A 19,076-nucleotide genomic window follows, 5' to 3' on the forward strand; every position below is an offset into this window, starting at 1 on the left:
GCGGCGTGCGTCCGTTCCCGCGTCCCGCCCGCCCGAGCCCCGGTCGCCCGCGCGGGCGCGGGAGCCGAGGCACTGCCTGGCTGGCCGGCGCCGCCGTGCTCGCCGCCCTGGCGGCCGGGTGGGCCGAGCTGCCGGTCGCGCCGGCCGCGGCCGCCACCAGCGCGGTGAGCCTGGTCGACGACCGCGGTGGCGCGGCGCTGTTCACCTCCACCCGCCTGCGCCCGGGTGCCACGGAGACCGCCTGCGTGGCGCTCTCGGTGACCGGCACGCCCGGGTCGACCGGCCAGGTGACGCTCAGCGCCGAGCTCACCGAGGACGCCCTCGCGCCCTACCTGTTCCTCACCGTGGAGCGGGGCACGCTCGGCGACCCGGCGCGGTGCGCGTCGTTCACCGGCGTCCCCGCCTGGAGCGGGACGCTGGCGCAGCTGCCCCGCACGGCCGCGGCGGGGATCCCGACGGGCTGGCGGCCGGGGACCTCGACCTCGACGACCTACCGGGTCAGCGTCACCGTCCTCGACGACCCCCGGGCGCAGGGCCTGCGGGCCGCGGCCGCCTTCGTCTGGGCCCTCGACGTCGAGCCGATCCCCGAGCCGACGCCGATCCCCGAGCCGACGCCGACGCCTTCGCCGACGCCCGTGCCGGCACCGACGCCCGTGCCGGCACCGACGACGCCGCCCACGGCGGGCGCCGTCCCGACGCCGGCGCCCGAGCCGGCCCTCCCCCCGGAGACCCCACCCCCGAGCCCGACGCCGGTGCCGCCGGTCGACCAGCCGGCGCAGCGACCGCCCGGGGACGGCGACGTCGTCCGGGCCGAGCCGCTGCAGGCCCCTCGGTCGACGGTCGACCAGGTGGTGGCGGTGGTCGAGGAGCTGGCCACGGCGGTCACCGAGGCGGCCTCGGCGGTCGGCGAGACGGCCGTGGCCGTGGCCGAGGACGGCCAGTTCCCCACGGCGCTGGCGGTGGGTGTGGTCGGGTTCCTGTTCCTGCAGGGCCGGCTCGACCGGCGCGACCCGAAGCTGGCGCACGCCCCGGTGCGCCAGGACCTCGACGACTTCACCGAGTTCCCCGAGAGGCCGAGGACGACCCGCACATGACCCAGACGACCGCGTCACCGCAGGGATCCCTCGACGTCCTGCCCCTGGCCGACCGGCTGCGCTGGTTGCTCGCCGTCCGCGTCGGCGTCGTCCTCGCCCTGCCGCTGGCTGCCTGGGGCATCACCCGGACGCCGGAGACCCTCCCGGTGCAGGCCCTCGTCGTCCCCGGAGCCCTCCTGCTGGCGACCGGGCTGGTGCTGCACCGGCTCTCGCCCCGGGGACGTCGCTGGGCGGTCGCCGCCATCACGGTGCCCGTCATCCTCGACGCGGCCTACCTGGGGTGGGCGCTCTACGTCACCGGGGGCCTCTCCGGACCGGTGGTGTACGTGATCGTCCTGCACGTCATGGCGGTCTCCCTGCTGGGTTCCTTCCGCAGCGGCGTGAAGCTGGCGCTGTGGCACTCGCTCGTGGTCATGTGCGTGCTCGAGGGCGTGACCACCGGTCACCTGCCCGCCCGTGGCGGGGTCGAGGGGTTCGACCCGCTCGACTACAGCGTCTTCCTGACCGTCGTCTGGGTCGCCGCGGTGACGACGGCCGGCCTCGGGGCGGTCAACGAGCGTGAGCTGCGGCGGCGCCGCTACGACGAGGAGGTGCTGCGGCGCCTGGCGGCGGCGCTGCACGAGGCCGACACCGGTCGCGAGGTCGCCGAGGCGCTGCTCGACTTCACCGTCGACGCGGCCGACGCCTCGATCGCCGCCGTCCACTGCCACGTGCCCGAGGGACCGGCCGGCCCCGCGGTGGACCTCGTCGTCCGCCGGCGCGGGGACGGCGGGGCCGAGGTGCTGCGCGGTGCGGGTGCGCCCGCGCCCGGATCGCTGCTCGCGGAGGCCGCGAGGCGCCGCAGCACGGTCCTCGCCGCCATGCGGGGGCCCGACCCGTGGGTCGACGGCGTGCTCGGGGGCGCCCGCCGGGTCGTCGCCGTCCCCTTCGGCCTCGACGGCCAGGGCAGCGGTGCCCTGACCTTCGAGTGCGACGCCCGGAGCGGGTCACGCATCGAACGGCGCCGGGTCACCGTCGCGGAGCAGGCGGTCGCGCACGCCGCGACGGCGTTCGCCCGTGTCGCGCTGCTGGAGCGCCTGCAGCGCAGCGCGCTCACCGACGGCCTCACCGGGGTGGCCAACCGCCGGGCCTTCGACGCCGCTCTGGAGCGGGAGCTCACGTTCGCGGCCCGCACCGACGCGCCGGTGGCGGTCGTCATCGTCGATCTCGACCACTTCAAGCAGCTCAACGACACCTGGGGTCACCAGGCCGGCGACGACGTGCTGCGGGGCGTCGGCGCGGCGCTGCGGTCCTGCATGCGGCAGGGGGACCTCGTGGCCCGGTACGGCGGCGAGGAGTTCGCCGTGGTCATGCCCGGCGCCACCGCCGACGACGCCGTCGCGGTGGCGCGCCGCATCCGGACGGAGCTCCGGGGTGTCGCCGCCCCGCGGCCGATCACGGCGAGCCTCGGCATCGCCGTCCAGCGCGGTGCCGCATCGTCGGGCGCGGAGCTGCTCGCCGCCGCCGATGCCGCCCTGTACGAGTCGAAGGCCGGCGGGCGCGACCAGGCCCGCCTCGCCGGTGCGGAGGGGCCGGTCACCGGTGCCGCCGACGACGCCCCGCTCGCGGCCGGTGTCCCGCCGGTACCCCGGCCGGCCGGGGTACCGGCGGTCCGCTGACCGGTGGCCGAGGCCTGCCCCTCCGGGGGAGCCGGGCCCGCCGCGGCTCAAGCCGGGACCGGCCGGAGCCGATCACGGGGAGGGAGCGCCCGCGGGCGCGCGGGGCCGGACGAGGGGAGACGACGATGGGCGGGCCGCACCGGCGTCCCCGGCGGGTCCCGGGGACGCGCCCGGCCGGTGTGGTGGTCGTGCTGGGGCTGCTCGCCGCCGTCCTGGCGCTCCCGACGGTGCACGCGGCGTTCTCGGCGACGACGAGCACCCCCGGCAACTCCCTGGCCGCCGACCGGCTGAGCCCGCCGCCCGCCCTGAGCGCCACGCAGACGTGCAGCTACGCGACCACCGCGCTGCGGGGGGCGCTCGCCTCGACGGCGAGCACGCCGCTGGCGCTCGGCGTCCCGACCGCGACCCAGCCGGGTGACGTGCTGGTGGCGCAGGTGGCCTACGACGGCACCTCGCCCCTCACGGCGTCCAGCGGGTGGCAACTCGTCCGGGCGGACTCGAGCGGAGGGGTCGTCACCTCGGCCGTGTACTGGAAGGTCGCCGCCGCGAGCGAGCCGGCCGCGACCTTCGCCCGCCCGAACGGGGAGGTCGGCGACATGGTGGGCGGGATCGTCGCGTACCGCGGGGTCAGACCGGGCGCCCCGGTCGCCGACGGGCAGACGGGCTCCGGGGCGACCGCGACGACGCCGGCGCTGACCACCCAGGTGCCCGGCGTGGTGGTCGTCCACCTCCTGGCCAGGAACGCCGGGCACCCCCCGGCCCCGTCCGGCACCGGTCAGCTCTGGACGCTCGGCTCCGACAGCGAGACCGTCACCGCGGCCGACGAGCCGTTCGCCGGGCCCGGCACCGTCCCGCAGCGCAGCTCGACGACGTCCGGCGCCACGACCGCGTGGACCGCCCAGACGGTCGTGCTGCGCCCCGCCGTCCAGCACGTCGGCGCGACCCTGTCCTGGACGGCGAGCCCCAGCACCTGGGCCGAGGGCTACCGGGGCGAGCGGGTCGTCGGGGGCGTGGTCCAGGCGACCAGCGCCGTGCCGTACGGGACGACGACCGCCGCCGACGCCGGCCTGGCGAACGGCACGACCTACACCTACCGGGTCCGGGCCTACCGCGGCTCCTGGGTCTCCGCCGACGTGACCCGCACGCTGACCACGTCCTGCTGACCACGTCCTCCCGACCGGGCGTCCCCGGAGGGGTCAGCTCGGACTCAGACTCAGCCGGCGCCGCGGAAGTCCGGCGGCCGCCGCTCCACGAAGGCGCGCACGCCCTCCCGGCCCTCGGGATCGGCGGCGGACTCGGCGATCAGCCGGGCCTCCTCGTCGAGCTGCTCGTCGAGGGTGCGCACCGCCGCCTGGCGGACCAGCGCCCGGGTGCGCACCGCGGCCCGCACCGGCCCGGCGGCGACCTGGTGCGCGAGGGTGATCGCCGCGTCGTGCACCTCCTCGTCCGCCACGACACGGGCGACCAGGCCGCAGGCGTGCGCCTCGGCCGCGGTGAGCGTGCCGTTGGTCAGCACCAGGTCCAGCGCCCGCGGTGCCCCCAGCGCGCGGGTCAGCGCCCACGACGTCCCGCCGTCCGGGGAGAGCCCGATCGCCCCGTAGGCCGGGCGGATCTTCGTCGAGCTGCCGCAGACGACCAGGTCGCAGGCGCCGATGAGCCCGACCCCGGCGCCGGCCACCGCGCCGTGCGCCCCGGCGAGGACGGGGACGGGGCAGGTCACCAGCGCCCGGACCACCTCGTGCCAGGCCGCGGCCAGCCGGGCGATGTGCGCGGCCGGGTCCGGGGCCGCGGCGAAGCCCTGCACGTCCCCGCCCACGCAGAAGCGCGGCCCCTCCGCCAGGACCAGCACCGCCCGGGCTGCCTCCGGCCGGTCGCGGAGCGCGGTGCGGAACCCGGCGGTCATCGCGAGGTCGACGGGGTTGCCGGTCGCGGGCCGGTCCAGCGTGATGCGGTGGACGTCGCCGTCCAGGTCGGTGCGCACGTGCGGGCGATCCTGCTCGTCGGTCATCGTCGTCCCCTCGGGTGCCGGTGCGGCCACCGTAGGGTCCGCTCAGAACCAGGAGGGGAACCACATCCGGTCCAGCCACTCCGCGTGCGAGAGCGGCGACCCGGTGAGCACGGGGTGGAAGAAGGCGAAGGTGGCCACGACCACGCCGACGTAGAGGCCGACCACCCCGAGCCCCAGCTGCCGGCGCCACGGCGGCGCGCCCGCGGGGCCCAGCACGTCCTGCAGGACGAGCACGACGGCGAGCACGAGGAACGGCACCACCGGGGCGGTGTAGAAGGCGAACATCGTGCGCTCGGGGTTGAGGAACCACGTGCCCCACCCCGCGGCGACCGCGACGGCGACCAGGAGGGCGGCCGGGTCCCGGCGGGCGACCAGCCGCCACACCACCCAGACCAGCGCCGGGGCGAAGGCGAACCAGAGGGTCGGCGTCCCGACCATGAGGATGTAGCGGACCACCTGGTCGCCGGCGCTGTCGGTGAGCCCCTGCGGGTTCCACAGCAGGATCGGGCGGCCGTTGACCAGCCAGGTCCACGGCCCGGACTCCCACGGGTGCGGGCTGGACAGCCCGCTGTGGAAGCGCAGCCACTCGGCGTGCTGGTGCCACAGCGAGCGCAGCGCGTCCGGGATCCAGGGGAAGGCCGTCTCCGGGTTCCGCTGCGCCCAGTGCCGCCCCTGGGAGGTCTCGCCGAGGAACCACCCGGTGAAGCCGGCCAGGTAGGCCAGCACCGGCACGACGGCCAGCGCCCACAGCGCCCCGGGCAGCCCCCGGCGGGCGGCGACGGCGGTGGGCCGGGGGACGCCGGCCTCCCGCCAGGCGGCGCGGTCCCAGAACAGCGACAGGACGGCGAAGCCGGCGAGGAACCACACCCCGCTCCACTTCACCGCGCAGGCGCAGCCGAACAGCACCCCGGCGGCGATCCGCCACCCCCGGGGGCCGAGCCGGAACCCGCCGGCGCCCACCTCCGCGGCCGCCCGGACCCGCGCCCGCACCCGGTCGCGGTCGACGACCAGGCAGGCCACCGCGGCCACGACGAACAGCTGCAGGAACACGTCGAGCAGGCCGATCCGGGAGAGGGTGAACGACATCCCGTCGACGGCCATCAGCAGCCCGGCGACTAGGCCCAGCAGCGTCGAGCCGGTGAACCGCCGGGCCAGCCGGGTGAGGACGACGACCGCGGCGCTCCCGGCCACCGCCGACGGCACCCGCCAGCCGACGCTGTCGTAGCCGAACACCTCGATGCCGGCGGCGATCAGCCACTTGCCCAGCGGCGGGTGGACGATGAACGTGTAGCCGCGGTTGTACTCGTACCCCCAGCGCAGCAGCTCGGCCGCCTCGGGCGGGTAGTAGGCCTCGTCGAACAGCAGGTCCGACGGGTAGCCGATGCCCCACAGGCGCAGGCCCAGCGCGCCGAGCCCGAGCAGCCCGGTGAGCACCCAGGCCAGGCGGCGGTCCCCGGGCAGAGGCGGCGTGGTGTCCCGGCGGGGCCGGGGCGGCCGCCGACGCCCGGCCGCCCGCGGCGCCGCGTCGTACGGGTCCCGGTCGGTCCGCTCGGGGGCCAGCACCGCCATGGGGGCAGGGTAGTGAAAGGACCCGCCCGCCCCCGCCGCTCGGGCGCTCGCGCCGGGCCCCGCAGGCGGGCCGGCCGGGGACCCCGCCGTGACAGGCTCAGACCCATGACCGGTCGCCTCGTGCTCGGCGGTGCCCCCCTCGGCCAGCCGGGGGACGTCGGCCCGCGGCTGCGCTCGGCCCTCGCGACGGCCGACGTCCTCGCCGTCGAGGACACCCGGCGGCTGCACCGGCTGGCCGCCGACCTCGAGGTCACCCCGGCCGGGCGGGTGGTGACCTTCCACGAGTCGGTGGAGCGCTCGAGGCTGCCCGGCCTGCTCGACGCGCTGCGCTCGGGTGCGACCGTGCTGCTGCTGACCGACGCGGGGATGCCCTCGGTCTCCGACCCCGGCTACACGCTGGTGCGGGCGGCGGTCGAGGCCGGCGTCGAGGTGACCTCGGTGCCGGGGCCGTCGGCGGTGACCACCGCCCTCGCCGTCTCCGGGCTGCCGGTCGACCGCTTCTGCTTCGAGGGGTTCCTGCCGCGCAAGGCCGGGGAGCGGCGGTCGCGCCTGGTGGGCCTGGCCGGGGAACCCCGCACGATGGTGTTCTTCGAGTCCCCGCACCGGCTGGCCGACGCGCTCGCTGACGCCGGGACGGCCTTCGGCGCGGAGCGGCCCGCGGCGGTGTGCCGGGAGCTCACCAAGACCCACGAGGAGGTCCGGCGCGGGTCGCTGGGCGAGCTGGCCGCCTGGGCCGCCGAGGGGGTGCGCGGCGAGATCACGCTGGTCGTGGGCGGGGCGCCGGCGCGGCAGGTGTCGGCGTCCCCGGCCGAGCTCGCGGCGGAGGTGGCCGCCGAGGAGGCCGCGGGTGCCACCCGCAAGGACGCCATCCGCGCCGTCGTCGTCCGCACCGGGCTGCCGCGCCGGACCGTCTACGACGCGGTGGTGGCCGCCAAGGGGTCCTGACCCGGGAAGCCCGATGCAGCCGTCGAGCACGGTCCCGGGGACCCGCCGCAGCAACTGACGCGGGCCGCTACAGCCAGCCGTTGCGCTTGAAGCCGCGGTAGAGCAGCACGATCGCGCCGAGGATGACCAGGAGCACCAGCGGGTAGCCGAACCGCCACCCCAGCTCGGGCATGTACTCGAAGTTCATCCCGTAGATCCCGGCGATGGCGGTGGGGACGGCGATGATGCCGGCCCACGCGCTGATCTTGCGCATGTCCTCGTTGTCGGCCTGCGAGGTGCGGGCCAGCGAGGCCTGCAGGATCGAGGTCAGCAGCTCGTCGAGGCCGGCGATCTGGTCGCGGACCCGGATGGCGTGGTCCTCGACGTCCCGGAAGTAGGACCGGGTGGCCTCCGGGACGGCGTCCACCTGCCGCTCGGCGAGCTTCTGCAGCGGCACCAGCAGCGGGGAGACCGCCTTGCGCAGCGACAGCAGCTCCCGCTTGAGCTGGTACAGCCGGCCGATGTCGTCGGTGCGCTCCGGGCTGAACACCGACGCCTCGAGCTCGTCGACGTCCTCCTCCACCGCGGCGGCCACGTCGACGAAGTCGTCGACCACCCGGTCGGCCACCGCGTACAGGACGGCGGCCGGCCCCAGGCAGAGCAGGTCGCGCTGCTGCTCGAGGCTCTGCCGGAGGTCGGCGAGGGAGCCGTGCTCGCCGTGCCGCACCGTGATGACGTAGTGGTCGCCGAGGAAGACCATCACCTCGCCGGTGTCGACCACCTCGCTGGTCGCGGTCAGCCGGTCGTGCTCGACGTAGGTCGCGGTGGTGAGCACCATGAACAGGCCGTCGTCGTAGCGCTCGAGCTTGGGCCGCTGGTGGGCGTAGACGGCGTCCTCCACGGCCAGCGGGTGCAGGCCGTACTGCGCGGCGACGTCGGCGAGCTCCTCCTCCCGCGGTGCGTAGAGGCCCAGCCAGACGAAGCCGCCCTGCTCGGTGGCCTGGCGCAGCGCCTGCGCGTGCTCGGCCGGCTCCTGGCGGACCCCGTCGACGTAGACCCCGCAGTCGACCACCGGGGGCACGCCCTCGGGGCGGGCCGGCGTGGTCCGCTCCGGCGGGCGGCCGGGTGGGCCCGCCGGGCGCGGGCGCAGCGCGGACGGGGCCGCGGGCCGGGCGCCGCCGGCCCCCGCGGGGGTGTCCGAGGCGGTCATCGGTGCTCCTCTCCGGCCGGGTGCCCGCGTCAGCGTAGGCGGGGCCGGGCCGGCGAAGGCCGCGGCGGCAGCACGGCCGACTCCCCCCGACGGGTGAGGGCGCCCCGGGCGGGGGTCCAGCCGCCGGACGGACCCGCCGACCCGACCGGTGACCGTCGTCCCCGGCCAGGGAGAGCAGCCCCGTGGCGAGCACCGTCCTCGACCGCCCCCTCATCGGCTCCGGCAGCCCGGTGCCCCTCCGGCGGCTCCCCCCGGCGGCCGTGCTGGGCGCCGCGGCGGCGTCCGCGCTGGAGGCGGTCGCCCTGGTCGCCGGCGCGCTCACCGGCCTGGACGGGCTGCTGGCCGCGCCGGTGCGCCCGCCGGGCCTGCTGCTCGGGGCCGTCGTGCTGCTCCTGGCCACCTGGGTGGTGCTCTGCGCCGGGGGTGCGGCGCTGCTCGTCGACGGGTCCGGTGCCCGGCTGCTCACCGGCGTGGCCTGCGCCGAGCTGCTGCTCGCCCTCGGCCTGCTCGCCCTCGGCCTGCTCACCCCGCTGCTGGACCCGCTTCCGGTCGCGCTGCCGCTGCCGGCGCTGGCGCTGACGGCGCTGGCCGTCCCGGTGGGCAAGCTGCTGCTCGCCGGCGCCCCCTCGGCGGTGGCCTGGAGCGGGCAGCAGCGGCGGGCGGCGGTGCCCCGGCCCGCCCCGGAACCGGTCCGCACCCGGGCTCGCGCGGTGACCGTCGGCCTCATCGGCCTGCTGCTGGTCGGCGTCGCGCTCACCACACCGGCGCCCGCGGACCGCGGGGACGGCCCGGCGCCGGCCGGGGTCACCGGGACCCCCTGACGAGGTCCGTACCCTCGACCCGTGAGTGATCGGCACATCCTGACCGCCGTGGCCTGGCCCTACGCCAACGGCCCGCGGCACATCGGCCACGTCTCGGGCTTCGGCGTCCCCTCCGACGTCTTCAGCCGCTACCAGCGCATGGCCGGCAACCGGGTGCTGATGGTCAGCGGCACCGACGAGCACGGGACACCGATCACCGTCGCGGCCGACGCCGAGGGGGTGACCCCGCGGGAGATCGCCGACCGCAACAACCGGATCATCGTGGACGACCTGGCCAGCCTCGGGCTGAGCTACGACCTGTTCACCCGCACCTCGACGGTCAACCACCACCGGGTCAGCCAGGAGATCTTCCTGGGCCTGCTGAAGAACGGGTACGTCTTCCCGCAGAAGACCCTGGGCGCGATCAGCCCCTCGACCGGGCGCACGCTGCCCGACCGCTACATCGAGGGCACCTGCCCGATCTGCGGGTACGACGGCGCCCGCGGCGACCAGTGCGACAACTGCGGCAACCAGCTCGACCCCGTCGACCTGATCAACCCGGTGAGCCGGATCAACGGGGAGACGCCGAGGTTCGTCGAGGAGGAGCACTACTTCCTCGACCTGCCGGCCTTCACCCGGGCCCTGGGCGAGTGGCTCGGGTCGCGGAAGAGCTGGCGGCCCAACGTGCTCAACTTCAGCGTCAACCTGCTCGAGGACCTCAAGCCGCGCAGCTACACCCGCGACATCGACTGGGGTGTGCGGGTGCCGCTGGACGGCTGGCGGGACCGGCCGGACAAGCGCATCTACGTGTGGTTCGACGCGGTGGTCGGCTACCTGTCGGCCTCCATCGAGTGGGCCCGCCGCTCCGGTGACCCCGAGGCCTGGCGGCAGTGGTGGCAGAGCCCGGACTCCGAGGCCTACTACTTCATGGGCAAGGACAACATCGTCTTCCACGCCGAGATCTGGCCGGCGCAGCTGCTCGGCTACGACGGCGAGGGGGACCGCGGCGGTTCCCCCGGGTCCCTGGGCCGGCTGAACCTGCCCACCGAGGTGGTCTCCAGCGAGTTCCTGACCATGGAGGGGCGCAAGTTCTCCTCCTCGCGCCAGGTCGTCATCTACGTGCGCGACTTCCTCGCCCGGTACGACGCCGACGCGCTGCGCTACTTCATCGCCGCCGCCGGGCCGGAGACCCAGGACACCGACTTCACCTGGGCGGAGTTCCGCCGGCGCAACAACGACGAGCTGGTCGCCGGCTGGGGCAACCTGGTCAACCGCTCGGTCTCCATGGCGGCCAAGAACGTCGGCGCCGTCCCCACGCCGGGCGAGCTGACCGACGCCGACCGCGCCCTGCTGGCGGCGACGTCGGGGGCGTTCGGCCCGGTCGGCGACCTGCTGTCCCGCAACCGGCAGAAGGCGGCCGCGGCCGAGGCGATGCGGGTCGTGGGCGAGGCCAACAAGTACCTGTCCGACCAGGCGCCGTGGAAGCTCAAGGAGGACCCGGCCCGCCGGGACACCGTGCTGCACACCGCGCTGCAGGCGGTCAGCGACTGCAACGCGCTGCTCACCCCCTTCCTCCCGCACTCGGCGCAGAAGGTGCACGAGCTGCTCGGCGGCACCGGCGTGTGGTCGCCGGCGCCGCGGGTCGAGGAGGTCACCGACCTCGACGACGGCTCGCCGTACCCGGTCATCACCGGCGACTACGACGACGGGCAGGCGGTGTGGGCCTCCCGCCCGCTCCCGCCGGGGACGCCGCTGTCACCGCCCACCCCGGTGTTCAAGAAGCTCGACGAGTCGATCGTCGCCGAGGAGCTGGCCCGGCTGGAGGAGAAGGGCACCTCGGCGTGACCCGGTCGGCCGCGCGCGCCGACCGGCGGGGCGGCCCGCCACCGTCCCCGGAGCCGCTGCCGGCGCCGGCGGTCGACAGCCACACCCACCTCGACATCGTCCTCACCGGGTTCCGCCCCGAGGACGGGCAGCCGCCGGCGGAGGCGGACGTCGACGCCGAGATCGCGGCCGCGGTGGCCGTCGGCGTCCCCCGGCTGGTGCAGGTCGGGGTCGACGTCGCGTCCTCGCGCTGGTCGGCCGAGCTGGCGGCCCGCCACCCGGACGTGCTGGCCGCCGTCGCCGTGCACCCCAACGCGGCCGGCGCCGGTGAGGCCGACGACGCCGCCCTGGCCGAGATCGACCGCCTCGCCGCGCTGCCGCGGGTGCGGGCGGTGGGGGAGACCGGGCTGGACCGGTACCGCACCGGCCCGGAGGGCTGGGCGGCGCAGGAGGCCTCGTTCCGGGCGCACGTCCGGATCGCGAAGGAGCACGGCGTCGCCCTGGTCATCCACGACCGGGACGCCCACGAGGAGGTCCTCCGGGTGCTCGACGACGAGGGCGCGCCGGAGCGCACGGTCTTCCACTGCTTCTCCGGGGACGCCGCGTTCGCCCGGGCCTGCGCGGCCCGCGGGCACGTGCTCTCCTTCGCCGGGACGCTGACCTTCGCCAACGCCGGGTACCTCCGGGAGGCCGCGGCGCTGACCCCGCTGGACCAGCTGCTGGTGGAGACCGACGCGCCGTTCCTCACCCCGGTGCCGCACCGCGGGCGGCCCAACGCCTCGCGGCTGGTCCCGCACACGGTGCGGGCCCTGGCGGAGGTGACCGGGGTCGAGGTCGAGGAGCTGTGCGCCGCGCTCACCCGGAACGCCGAGCGGGTCTTCGGCCCGTGGGGGGTGTGATCCCCCGCGGGGGCGCGGCCTGCGGGAGTTGACGGTCCCGTGACCGGTCGCCCCCGGGGCGCCGAACCGGGGGACACTGGCTGTCGTGGGCCGCCTCATCGCCGTCGTGCTGTTCATCGCCGTCCTGGTGCCCGGGGTCCTGCTCGCCCGCGCCTGGTGGCTGGCCGCCGGGCGCCGCGCGGTCGCCTCCGCGGCCGTCGAGTTCGCGACGCCGACGCCCGAGGGCACCGCCACCCTCCGGCGCCAGGCCGTGCACGGCCGCCGGGTCCGCCGGCTCGGGCTGCTGCTGGGCATCGTGGGCATCGTCGCCAGCGTCGTGCTCTTCGCGGAGGCGTCGGTCTTCCTCTGGGCGCCGGCCCTCGTCGTCGGCCTGCTGCTCGGCGTGGTGCTGGCCGAGACCACCCGCCCGCGCCCGCGCTGGCGCGCCAGCTCCCCGGCCCGCCGGCCGCGGCAGGGCGACCAGATCTCCCTGGCGCTGCTGTGGACGATGCGCGCGGTCGTGGCCGCCGAGGCCGTCGCCACCGTCCTCATGTGGCAGCGCGACCAGCTGCCCGACTCCGTGGCCTGGGTCGCGCTGACCGTCCCGCTGCTGGCCTGGGTGCTGGCCGAGGTCGCCCTGCTCCGGTCGCTCGTCCGGCCGCTGCCGGCCGAGGGCGCCGACGTCCCCGTCGACGAGGCGCTGCGCACCTGGACCGCCCACCTGGTGACCGCCGCCGTGAGCGTGCTGGCGCTGCTGCCGCTGGGCACCCTGCTGCTGGCCGCCGGCATCGCCCTCGGTGACCGCGTCACCGACGGCGCCGACCTGGTGCCCGTGGCCCTGGTGGCCGGCGGCTTCGCGGGGCTGGCCGCCGGGCTCGCGGTGGCCGGGTTCCTCGTCACCTGGCTGCGGCCGGTCCGCCCCGGCGACCGCGCCCTGACCGGCTGAACCACCCCGCGCCGGCCCGGTCCCGGGCAGCGCGCTGTCGTCCTCGTCACCCCGCGCACCCCACGCTGCACACCTGTCACACCCGTCCCACGCGGCGCGCCGTTCACTCTCCGTGTCGGCGCGTCCACGAGTCGACACATCGTCGCCCTGGTTCACTCGCTGCGCACCGTTGTCGGGTGCATCGAGTCCGTTAACGTGTCGTGACCAGCCGGGGTGGGGATCGACTCGGGCGGCGTCCACCGACCTGGAGTCCCCACTCCTCATCGGCTGCCGCGCGGGTGCTGGAAGCGGTCCTCTGCCCGGGTCCGGAGACCCCTGGAAGTGCCGTGGCCCGAACGCTCAAGCTCGCCCTCTTCGCCCTCGTCCTGTGCGGACTGGTGGGCGGCTCCCTCGCCTACTTCGCCGCGCAGAAGTCGGTGACGCTCACCGTCGACGGCCAGGCCCGCGAGGTCAGCACCTACGCCTCGACCGTCGCGGAGGTGCTCGAGGACGAGGGCCTGCAGCCCCGGGCGCACGACGTCGTCCTGCCGGACCCGGCGGCGCCGGTGGCCGACGGCGACACCGTGGTGCTCAACCGGGCCCGCCCGCTGCAGCTGACCGTGGACGGCGTCTCCAGCGAGGTCCACGTCACCGCGCTGTCGGTCGACGAGGCGCTCGAGCAGCTGGGCTACCGGGCCGAGGACATCGTGCTCTCGGCCAGCCGCAGCGAGCGGCTGCCCCTCGACGGCATGGCCCTGTCGATCACCACGCCCAAGGACGTGACCCTGGTCGTCGACGGGACCGAGCAGGTGGTCACCACCACCGCGCCGACCGCCGGCGACCTCCTCGCCGAGCAGGGCATCGCGCTCGCCCCCACCGACCGCACCAGCCTCTACCCCGAGCAGGCGCTGCTGGACCGGATGCGGCTGCAGGTCTTCCGCGTCCAGGTCACCGAGGTCACCGAGGTCGCCGCGATCCCGCACGCCACCGTCGAGACCGCCGACCCGGCACGTTTCGAGGGCGACCAGGCGGTCACCCAGCAGGGCGTGGACGGCGAGCAGACCACGGTCCTCCGGGTCACCGTGACCGACGGCGTCGAGACCGGCCGGGAGCAGCTCTCCCGGACCGTCACCCGCCAGCCGGTCGACGAGCTGGTGAGCGTGGGCACCAAGGAGCGACCGGCCGCCCCCGCGTCCTCCGGCAACAGCCCCAGCGCCGACGGCCTGAACTGGGCGGCGCTCGCGCAGTGCGAGTCCGGCGGGCGGCCGAACGCGGTGAGCTCCACGGGCAAGTACCGCGGCATGTACCAGTTCTCCCAGGCCACCTGGAACTCGGTCGGGGGCACCGGGGACCCGGCCGCGGCCTCCGCCGACGAGCAGACCTACCGCGCGCAGCTGCTCTACCAGCGCTCCGGCGCCGGCCAGTGGCCGCACTGCGGCCCCCGGCTGTTCAGCTGATCGGCTCCTCCTGACCGGCACGCCGTCCGACGGGCTGCTGGGCCCGGCCGCCATCCGCGACCTGGCCCAGCAGCTCGACCTGCGCCCGACCAAGACCCTCGGGCAGAACTTCCTGCACGACGCCAACACGATCCGGCGCATCGTGCGCACCGCCGAGCTGCGGGCCGACGACGTCGTCCTCGAGGTCGGGCCGGGGCTGGGCTCGCTCACGCTGGGGCTGCTGCCCGAGGCCGCCGCGGTGACCGCGGTCGAGATCGACCCGCGGCTGGCCGCGCTGCTGCCCGGCACCGTGGCCGCCCGCCGCCCGGACCTCGTCGGCCGGCTCACCGTCGTCCAGGCCGACGCGCTGCGGCTGCGGGAGCTGCCGGGCCCGCTCCCGACTGCGCTGGTGGCCAACCTGCCGTACAACGTGGCCGTGCCCGTGCTGCTGCACCTGCTGGAGCTGCTGCCCTCGCTGCGCCGTGCGCTGGTCCTCGTCCAGGCCGAGGTCGCCGAGCGGCTCGCGGCCGCGCCGGGGTCCCCGGCCTACGGCGTCCCATCGGTGAAGGCCGCCTGGTACGGCGAGGTCCGGCGCGCCGGGAACGTCGGCCGGCGGGTCTTCTGGCCGGAGCCCAACGTCGACTCCGGCCTGGTCGCCCTCGACCGGCGGCCCCCGCCGCCGGGGGACCGCGCGGCCACGTTCGCGGTCGTCGACGCCGCCTTCGCCACCCGCCGCAAGGGGCTGCGCGCGGCGCTGGCCCGCTGGGCGGGCGGCCCGGCGGCGGCCGAGGAGCGGCTGCGGGCCGCCGGGATCGACCCGGCCACGCGCGGCGAGCAGCTCTCGGTGACCGACTTCGCCCGCCTGGCGGCCGTCGCGGGGCAGGCCCGGCCGTGAGCTGGGCGACCTCCGGGGGGCCGGGCCGCATCACCGGCGACGGCGCCGTCACCGCCCGCGCCCCGGCCAAGGTGAACGTCCACCTGGCGGTCGGCCCGCTGCGCCCCGACGGGTTCCACGAGCTGCGCACCGTCTACCTCGCGGTGTCGCTGTTCGACACGGTCACCGTCCGCCGCGGGCGGGGCCTGTCGCTGGCCGTCACCGGGGAGGGGCGTACGGCGGTCGGAGCGGGCGCCGTCCCGACCGACCGGCGCAACCTCGTCTGGCAGGCCGCCGAGCTGCTCGCCGAGCACGCCGGCGTGGCACCGGACGCCGCCATCGCGATCGACAAGGCCATCCCCGCCGCCGCGGGGCTGGCCGGGGGGAGCGCGGACGCCGCCGCCGCGCTCGTCGCGCTCGACGCCCTGTGGGGCACCCACGCCACCCGCGGCGACCTCGCCGGGCTGGCCGCCCGGCTGGGCAGCGACGTCCCCTTCAGCCTGCACGGCGGGGTGGCCCTGGGCTCGGGCCGCGGCGAGCAGCTCTCACCGGTCCTGGCCCGGCGCCGGTGGGACTGGGTGCTCGGCATCGCCGGGGAGGGGTTGTCCACGCCGGCCGTCTACGCCGAGCTCGACCGGCTGCGCGCCGACGGCCGGGTCCCCGCCGGCACCGACCTCGACCCCGCCGAGCCGGTGATCGCCGCGCTGCGGTCCGGGCCGGTGGAGGCGCTGGCCGCCGCGCTCGCCAACGACCTGCAGGCCCCCGCGCTGTCGCTGCGCCCCGACCTGCGGCGGGCGCTGCGGGCGCCCACCGCGGCGGGCGCGGTCGGGGCGCTGGTGAGCGGCTCCGGGCCCACCGTGGCCGCGCTGGTCGAGGACGCCGACGCCGCCGTCCGGCTGGCCGCCACCCTGGCCGGCGAGGGGGTCTACCGCACCGTGCGCGCCGTGCACGGCCCCGTGCACGGCGCCCGCCTCGTGGGCTGAGCAGGCGCCGGCCGGCACGTGCCCCGCGCGGGCGGCCGGCTCGCCGGGCGGCGGGAGGCCGGGCCGGGCGTCAGGACGGCGCCGGTGCGGGAGCCCGCCGCGCGGCCAGCCGGACCGGGTCGGGCCAGCGCACCGAGTGCGCCCACCCCAGCTTCTCGAAGGCCCAGATCACCCGGGCGCTGATGTCGACCTGCCCGCGCAGCACCCCGTGGCGGGCGCAGGTCGGGTCGGCGTGGTGCAGGTTGTGCCAGGACTCGCCGGCGCTGAGGATCGCCAGCGGCCAGAAGTTGGTGGCCCGGTCCCGCGAGGCGAACGGCCGGTTGCCGACGACGTGGCAGACCGAGTTGATCGACCAGGTGACGTGGTGCAGCAGCGCCACGCGCACCAGGCCCGCCCAGAAGAACGCCGTCCAGGCCCCGGCCCAGGTGCCGGTCGCGACGCCCCCGATGGCGGCCGGCAGGGCCAGGCTCAGGAAGGCCCAGACGACGAACAGCCGGCTGGCGCGCCGCAGCGTCGCGTCCTTGAGCAGGTCCGGCGCGTAGCGCTCGGGGTTGGTCTGCCGCCGGTCGAACAGCCAGCCGAGGTGCGCGTGCCACATGCCCTTGAGCAGGGCGCGGGCATCGCTGCCGTAGCGCCACGGCGAGTGGGGGTCGCCCTCGCGGTCGGAGAAGGCGTGGTGCCGGCGGTGGTCGGCGACCCACTGGACGACCGGTCCCTGGATCGCCATGCACCCGACCACGGCCAGGCCGATGCGCAGCGGCCGGGCGGCCTTGAACGACCCGTGGGTGAAGTGCCGGTGGTAGCCGACGGTGATGCCCAGCAGCGTGAGGAAGTAGAAGCCGACGGCCAGGCCGACGTCGAGCCAGGACAGCCCCCACCCCCACGCCGCCGGGACGACCGCCGCCAGCGCCACGAACGGCACCACGACGAACACGTACAGCGTGAGCTGCTCCAGGTGCCCCTTCTCCTTGCCGAGGGCGGTGGCCGGGAGCCCGGCGTCGGGGTCGGCCGGCCGGGGCGCGGTGGGGCGGGTGAGGGCAGGGGCGGGCACGCGGTCTCCAGAGGTGGGGGAGGCCCGGAGACTGCCGGTCGATGGGCACCCGGGGCTGCTGGGTGCGTAACCTACGTCACCGTGGAGGGGCTCGCGCGGCGGGCCCCGGCGCCGTGCCGCGCGGTGCCGGCGGGCGGCGGCCGGCGACGGCCTACTCTCCGGGGGACGCCGACCGCGTCGCAGGTGCCGCCCGCACCGGCGGCACCCGGGTGGGGGATGGGGTAATCGGCAGCCCGCCGGCCTTTGGAGCCGGGAAGTCTCGGTTCGAGTCCGAGTCCCCCAGCAGACGCACCGATCGCAGCCGTGCCGGTCCCGACCGCCCGCTCGGGCCGGCGCACCGCCCCCGTACGGAGGAGACCCGTGACCGCATCCCTGCCGCAGACCGGCCCCGAGGGCGGGGTCGCCGGCGTCGTCGTGCTCGCCGCCGGCCAGGGCACCCGCATGCGGTCGTCCACGCCGAAGGTGCTGCACGCCCTCGGCGGGCGCAGCATGCTCGGCCACGTCCTCGCCGCGACCGCGCCGCTGGGCGCGCGCTCGACCGTCGTCGTGGTCGGCGCCGGCCGGGCGGCCGTGGAGGCGCACCTGGCCGAGGTCGCGCCGGCCGCGCTGCCCGTCGTCCAGGAGGAGCAGCGCGGGTCCGGGCACGCGGCCGCCGTGGCGCTGGCCGCCGTCCCCGACCTCGACGGGCCCGTGCTCATCGTCAACGGCGACGCCCCGCTGCTGCGGCCGGGGACGGTGCGGGCGCTGGTCGACGCGCACGTGGCCGCCGGGCACGCGCTCACCGTGCTCACCGCCGTGGTCGACGACCCCACCGGCCTCGGCCGGATCGTGCGCGACGAGGACGGCGCGGTGCAGGCGATCGTCGAGGAGCGCGACGCCACCCCGGAGCAGCGGGCCGTCCGCGAGATCAACGCCGGGGTCTACGTCGGCGACGCCGCCGCGCTGCGCCGTGCCCTGGGCCGGCTCGGCGAGGACAACGACCAGGGCGAGCAGTACCTCACCGACGTGCTGGCCCTGCTGGCCGGGGACGGCGACCCGGTCGGCGGGGCGCCCGCCGAGGACCCGGTCGACGTCCTGGGCTGCAACGACCGCCGCGAGCTGGCCGCCCGCCGCCGGACGCTCAACGACCGCGTCCTCGACGAGCTGATGCGCGCCGGTGTCACCGTCGTCGACCCGGCCACCACGTGGGTCGACGTGACGGTCACCGTCGAGCCCGACGCGCTGCTCGAGCCCGGTGTGCACCTGCGGGGCGCCACCTCCGTGGCCACCGGCGCGGTGGTCGGCCCCGACACCACCCTCGTCGACTGCGCCGTCGCCGAGGACGCCACCGTCGTGCGCTCGCACTGCCTGGGCGCCGAGATCGGCCCGGACGCCTCGGTGGGGCCGTTCAGCTACCTGCGCCCGGGCACCCGGCTCGGGCGCGGGGCCAAGGTGGGTGCCTTCGTCGAGACCAAGAACGCCGAGGTGGGCGAGGGGTCGAAGGTGCCGCACCTCTCCTACGTGGGCGACGCCACCATCGGCCGCGGGTCGAACGTCGGCGCGGCGACGGTCTTCGTCAACTACGACGGCATCGCCAAGCACCGCACGACCGTCGGCGACCACGTGCGGATCGGCTCCGACACGATGCTCGTCGCGCCGGTCACCGTGGGGGACGGCGCCTACACCGCCGCGGGGTCTGTCATCGTGTCCGACGTCCCACCGGGGGCCATGGCCGTCGCGCGGGCCAAGCAGCGCAATGTGGGAGGCTGGGTCGGCCGCCGTCGACCGGGAACGGCCTCCGCCCGCGCGGCGGAGGCGGCCGAGCAGGCCGACACTGGGACGGCCGGGGCCGGGTGAGGCGGG

The 19,076-nt window shown here is 76.8% G+C and carries 16 protein-coding genes and 1 tRNA gene; 13 read left to right on the forward strand and 4 right to left on the reverse strand.

Features of this window, described 5'->3' with window-relative positions; genetic code table 11:
• The first annotated feature begins 95 nt into the window (after window positions 1-95).
• The 3 genes from D0Z06_RS25635 (at window position 96) to D0Z06_RS02515 (ending at window position 3,915) form a co-directional block, all read left to right on the forward strand.
• On the forward strand, window positions 96-1,094 hold the full coding sequence (locus D0Z06_RS25635) for a hypothetical protein (RefSeq protein ID WP_199522084.1): 999 nt from the start codon (window positions 96-98) through the stop codon (window positions 1,092-1,094).
• The gene (locus D0Z06_RS02510; protein WP_117375814.1) at window positions 1,091-2,752 is read left to right on the forward strand and encodes a GGDEF domain-containing protein; all 1,662 of its coding nucleotides are present in this window, start codon (window positions 1,091-1,093) and stop codon (window positions 2,750-2,752) included. Before D0Z06_RS25635 ends, D0Z06_RS02510 begins: the two co-directional genes overlap by 4 nt.
• 125 nt (window positions 2,753-2,877) lie before the next feature.
• Window positions 2,878-3,915 (forward strand): hypothetical protein, encoded by a 1,038-nt coding sequence (locus D0Z06_RS02515; RefSeq protein WP_147331969.1) that lies wholly within the window; start codon window positions 2,878-2,880, stop codon window positions 3,913-3,915.
• A gap of 50 nt (window positions 3,916-3,965) precedes the next feature.
• Here the strand turns inward: D0Z06_RS02515 and D0Z06_RS02520 are convergent, their stop codons facing one another.
• Complete coding sequence (locus D0Z06_RS02520; RefSeq protein WP_233517402.1) at window positions 3,966-4,790, reverse strand: enoyl-CoA hydratase/isomerase family protein; 825 nt, start codon at window positions 4,788-4,790, stop codon at window positions 3,966-3,968.
• Window positions 4,791-4,802: 12 nt separating this feature from the next.
• The gene (locus D0Z06_RS02525; protein ID WP_117375816.1) at window positions 4,803-6,329 is read right to left on the reverse strand and encodes a dolichyl-phosphate-mannose--protein mannosyltransferase; all 1,527 of its coding nucleotides are present in this window, start codon (window positions 6,327-6,329) and stop codon (window positions 4,803-4,805) included.
• Window positions 6,330-6,434: 105 nt separating this feature from the next.
• Here D0Z06_RS02525 and rsmI point away from each other — a divergent pair, with 105 nt between their 5' ends.
• The gene (gene rsmI / locus D0Z06_RS02530) at window positions 6,435-7,274 is read left to right on the forward strand and encodes a 16S rRNA (cytidine(1402)-2'-O)-methyltransferase (RefSeq protein WP_117375817.1); all 840 of its coding nucleotides are present in this window, start codon (window positions 6,435-6,437) and stop codon (window positions 7,272-7,274) included.
• A 67-nt stretch (window positions 7,275-7,341) separates the two neighbouring features.
• Here the strand turns inward: rsmI and corA are convergent, their stop codons facing one another.
• Entirely contained in the window at window positions 7,342-8,463 is a 1,122-nt protein-coding gene (gene corA, locus D0Z06_RS02535) for a magnesium/cobalt transporter CorA (RefSeq protein WP_117375818.1), read from the reverse strand.
• 182 nt (window positions 8,464-8,645) lie between these two features.
• Between corA and D0Z06_RS02540 the strand changes: the two genes are divergently transcribed.
• The 7 genes from D0Z06_RS02540 (at window position 8,646) to D0Z06_RS02570 (ending at window position 16,183) form a co-directional block, all read left to right on the forward strand.
• Window positions 8,646-9,284 carry a hypothetical protein gene (locus D0Z06_RS02540; protein WP_117375819.1) on the forward strand — a complete coding sequence of 213 codons (639 nt, stop codon included), beginning with the start codon at window positions 8,646-8,648 and terminating at the stop codon, window positions 9,282-9,284.
• Window positions 9,285-9,305: 21 nt separating this feature from the next.
• Window positions 9,306-11,108, forward strand: coding sequence for a methionine--tRNA ligase (metG, locus tag D0Z06_RS02545; RefSeq protein WP_117375820.1), 1,803 nt, complete (start codon window positions 9,306-9,308; stop codon window positions 11,106-11,108).
• Window positions 11,105-11,986 (forward strand): TatD family hydrolase, encoded by an 882-nt coding sequence (locus D0Z06_RS02550; protein ID WP_117375821.1) that lies wholly within the window; start codon window positions 11,105-11,107, stop codon window positions 11,984-11,986. Before metG ends, D0Z06_RS02550 begins: the two co-directional genes overlap by 4 nt.
• Window positions 11,987-12,071: 85 nt before the next feature.
• Entirely contained in the window at window positions 12,072-12,911 is an 840-nt protein-coding gene (locus D0Z06_RS02555) for a hypothetical protein (RefSeq protein ID WP_117375822.1), read from the forward strand.
• A 326-nt stretch (window positions 12,912-13,237) separates the two neighbouring features.
• Window positions 13,238-14,347 (forward strand): resuscitation-promoting factor, encoded by a 1,110-nt coding sequence (locus tag D0Z06_RS02560; RefSeq protein ID WP_117375823.1) that lies wholly within the window; start codon window positions 13,238-13,240, stop codon window positions 14,345-14,347.
• Between the two features lie 142 nt (window positions 14,348-14,489).
• The gene (rsmA, locus tag D0Z06_RS02565) at window positions 14,490-15,221 is read left to right on the forward strand and encodes a 16S rRNA (adenine(1518)-N(6)/adenine(1519)-N(6))-dimethyltransferase RsmA (RefSeq protein ID WP_233517403.1); all 732 of its coding nucleotides are present in this window, start codon (window positions 14,490-14,492) and stop codon (window positions 15,219-15,221) included.
• On the forward strand, window positions 15,218-16,183 hold the full coding sequence (locus tag D0Z06_RS02570) for a 4-(cytidine 5'-diphospho)-2-C-methyl-D-erythritol kinase (protein ID WP_117375825.1): 966 nt from the start codon (window positions 15,218-15,220) through the stop codon (window positions 16,181-16,183). The genes rsmA and D0Z06_RS02570 overlap by 4 nt, the downstream gene beginning before the upstream one ends.
• 70 nt (window positions 16,184-16,253) lie before the next feature.
• Here the strand turns inward: D0Z06_RS02570 and D0Z06_RS02575 are convergent, their stop codons facing one another.
• A complete protein-coding gene (locus D0Z06_RS02575) occupies window positions 16,254-17,234 on the reverse strand; it encodes an acyl-CoA desaturase (protein WP_117375826.1) in 981 nt (326 codons plus the stop codon).
• A gap of 210 nt (window positions 17,235-17,444) precedes the next feature.
• On the opposite strand from D0Z06_RS02575, the gene D0Z06_RS02580 reads away from it, so the two are divergent.
• Window positions 17,445-17,517, forward strand: a tRNA-Gln gene (locus tag D0Z06_RS02580).
• A gap of 77 nt (window positions 17,518-17,594) precedes the next feature.
• Window positions 17,595-19,070 carry a bifunctional UDP-N-acetylglucosamine diphosphorylase/glucosamine-1-phosphate N-acetyltransferase GlmU gene (gene glmU, locus D0Z06_RS02585; protein WP_199522085.1) on the forward strand — a complete coding sequence of 492 codons (1,476 nt, stop codon included), beginning with the start codon at window positions 17,595-17,597 and terminating at the stop codon, window positions 19,068-19,070.
• The last annotated feature ends 6 nt before the right edge of the window (window positions 19,071-19,076 follow it).

The sequence above is a fragment of the Geodermatophilus marinus genome, from assembly GCF_003428645.1.
Classification (GTDB): domain Bacteria; phylum Actinomycetota; class Actinomycetes; order Mycobacteriales; family Geodermatophilaceae; genus Geodermatophilus.